This is a genomic window from Achromobacter sp. Root83 (assembly GCF_001428845.1).
Lineage (GTDB): Bacteria > Pseudomonadota > Gammaproteobacteria > Burkholderiales > Burkholderiaceae_B > Achromobacter.
Genome location: NZ_LMIU01000017.1, coordinates 1 through 3,375, shown reverse-complemented (window position 1 = coordinate 3,375; position 3,375 = coordinate 1). Strand labels below are relative to the sequence as shown.

Genomic DNA, 3,375 nt, shown 5'->3' with positions numbered 1-3,375 from the left:
GTCGGTGCTGCTGACGGCGACCGAGGTGGTGGACGCGGCGCGCCTGCAGCAGGCGGTGGAGGCGGTGGTGTCGCACCATGAGGCCCTGCGCCTGCGCTTTACCCAGGCCGACGGACTGTGGCGGCAAGAGGTGGCGCCGTTTGACGCGGGCGCGTATTTCGAACGGGTGGATCTGGGCGCGGAGGGCGCGGCGGCGGCGTTGCGCAAGGCAGCCGACGAGGCGCAACGCGGCCTGACCCTGGAGCGGCCGTTCAAGGCCCTGTGGTTCCAGATGGGGAAAGGGCGCGCAGGCAAGCTGCTGCTGGTCGCTCACCATCTGGTGGTCGACGGGGTGTCGTGGCGCATCCTGCTGGAAGACCTGCAGGCCGTATACCGCCAGTTGCGCGACGGCAAAGCGCCGGAGTTGGCGCCTGTCGCGACAGCGTGGCGTGACTGGAAGGCGGCGCTTTCGCGCCACGCCCGGACCCTTATTCCTGAGCTGCCCTACTGGCGCGCGCTGGTCGACCGTGACGAGCCGAGCCTGCCAGGCAGGGCCGGCGCGCCGAATCGCGAGGGCGAAGCGCGCACGGTTTCGCTGACGCTCGACGAAGACCGGACGGAACAGCTGCTGGTGGATGTGCCGCAGGCTTACCGCACCCAGATCAACGACATTCTCCTGACTGCGCTCTCGCGCGCGCTGTGCGAATGGGCCGGGCGCGATAGCGTGCTGGTCGAGTTGGAGGGCCATGGCCGCGAGGACGTCGGCGAAGCGCTCGACGTGTCTCGCACGGTGGGCTGGTTCACCACGCTCTACCCGGTGCGGCTCGCGCCCGGTGGCGCGGACCTGGGCGAGAGCATCAAATCGGTCAAGGAACAGCTTCGCGGGGTGCCGGGCAAGGGGCTGGGTTATGGCCTGCTGCGGCACCTGACGCCGGAAGGCGCGGGGCTGGGCAACGGGACCTATCCCCAAGTGACCTTCAACTATCTGGGTCAGTTCGACCAGGCGCTCGATACCGATTCGGGTTGGCGGCTCGCGCGCGAGAGCGCGGGACAGGAGCGCGCGGCAGACAGCCGCCGCCGCACGTGGTTGACGGTCAATGCGGCCATGCTGCGCGGCGCGCTCGAGATCGGCTTCACCTACAGCCCGGCGATCCATGACGAGGATACGATCGCCGCGTTGTCGCAACGCTTCCTGGACATCCTGGAGGCGCTGATCGATCTCTGCGCCGAGGGCGCTTCGGGCGTCACGCCTTCGGACTTTCCGCTGGCGGCGATGACGCAGGAAAAGCTCGACGGCCTGGGCGTGCCCGCCGCCAATATCGAGGACATCTATCCGCTGGCGCCGATGCAGCAGGGCCTGTTGTTGCACACCCTCGTCAATCCGGGCTCCGGCATGTACCTGATGCAGGATCGCTACCGCTTTGACTCAGAGGTCGATGTGGCGGCGTTCGAGAAGGCGTGGCAGCGGGTGGTGCAACGCTACGAGATCCTGCGTACCGGCTTTGTCTGGCGGTCGGAGGAGGCGCCGTTGCAGGTGGTGAGGCGCGAGGCGCCGCAGGTGGTGGCCTACGAGGACTGGAGCGATCAGGATGCCGATACGCAGGAAGCGCGGCTGCGACAGACGCTGCGCGACGAGTTGGTGGATGGCTTTCCAATGGATGAGCCCGCGCTCATGCGCGTGCGGCTCATCCGTATCGCCGCCAATAGTTATTACGTGGTGCAGAGTTTCCACCACATCCTGATGGATGCGTGGTGCCGTTCGCTCCTGTTGCGCGACTTCTTTGCCTACTACGAAGCGGCCCGCGGAGGCCCGCCCGCCAACCTGGCCACTCCGCGGCCGTACCGGGACTTCATCGCATGGCTGCAGGGCCAGGACGAGGAAAAGTCCAGGCAATACTGGCGGGAAACGCTGCAAGGATTCGACACGGCAACCTTGCTGCCCTACATGAAGCGCCGCGCCGGCGCGGCCGACGTCGCGTCGGTGGGCGATGCCTTCTCGGTGCTCCCGGCCGAGACGGTCGCCGCCCTGCAAAGTTATGCCCAGCGCCAGCAGGTTACCGTCAACACCATCACGCAGGCGGCCTGGGCGGTATTGCTGTCGCGCCTGTCGCAGGCGTCCGAGGTGCTGTTCGGCGTGACGGTTGCCGGTCGGCCGCATGAACTGGCGGGCATCCAGGAGACGGTGGGGCTCTTCATCAACACCATCCCGCTGCGGGTGCGGCTGCCGCTCCCGGACACGCCGGTGGCGTCTTGGCTGCAAGCCCTGATGACGCAGAACCTGGAGATCCGCCAGCACGAGCACCTTCCCTTGATGGATATCCAATCCTTGAGCGAGGTCCCGCGCGGGCGCAGCCTGTTCGACAGCATCTTCGTATTCGAGAATGCGCCGGTGGACGACTCGCTGGCCAGCAAGGCGGTGGGCTTCGCCATCGCGGCCGAGGGCGGCCGCACCCACACCAACTATCCGCTGACCATGGTGGTGGTGCCCGGCCGAAGCATGACCCTGCAGCTGTCCTACGATGCGTGGCTGTTCGACGCCGATGACGCACAAAGGCTGCTCGACGGATTCAGGCAGGTACTGCTGCAGATCATCGCCGGCCCGGACACGCGCCTGCACCGGCTGGATCCGCTGCTTGAGCCGGACCGGCGTCAATTGCTGGCGTTGTGCCACGGCGATGCGGCCGCCTATCCCTACGACGGCGGCTATGCCGCGCTGTTCGATGCGCAGGTGCAGCGCCATGGTTCGCGCATCGCCGCGCGCAGCCAGGGCAAGGGGCTGCGTTACGCCGAGCTTGGCCGCCTGACGACACGGCTGGGCGTGGCGCTGCGCGAACAGGGCGTTAGGCAAGGCGAGGTGGTCGCGCTGTACGCGGATCGCGGCCTGGATCTGTTGACACTGGTCGTGGGCACCTTCAAGGCGGGCGCGGCCTATCTTGCGCTGGACCGCCGTCATCCGCAGCAGCGCCTGGCAGCGATGCTGGCCGCCAGCGGCGCAAGTGTGGTGGTGGGGCCGGCGGCGACCGTTGCCGACCTGGAGGGCGTGTTGTCGGTCATGGAGAAGCCGCCGACGCTGCTGGTCTACGAGCATCTGGTGGCGTCCGCCCGGACGGACCAGGCGCCGCCGGCCGCCTCGCGTCCCGATCAGGCGGCGTACGTGATCTATACGTCAGGGTCGACAGGAGAGCCGAAGGGCGTGGTGGTGACGCAGCAGGGCATGTTGAACAACCAATTGAGCAAGATTCCGTATCTTGGGCTGGGTCCGGATGACGTGATTGCGCAGACGGCGGCGGTGAGTTTTGACGTGTCGGTGTGGCAGATGCTGGCGGGGCTGCTGTGCGGGGCGTGCGTGGAGATCGTGCCGGACGAGGTGGCGCGGGATCCGGGCGCGTTGCTGGC

1 protein-coding gene is annotated in these 3,375 nt (G+C 67.6%); it reads left to right on the top strand.

Translation table 11 applies throughout. The annotated features are described in order from the left end of the window. Positions 1 to 3,375 (top strand): condensation domain-containing protein (locus ASE30_RS15820; RefSeq protein WP_156407674.1); only part of this gene is annotated, 3,375 nt, incomplete at both ends.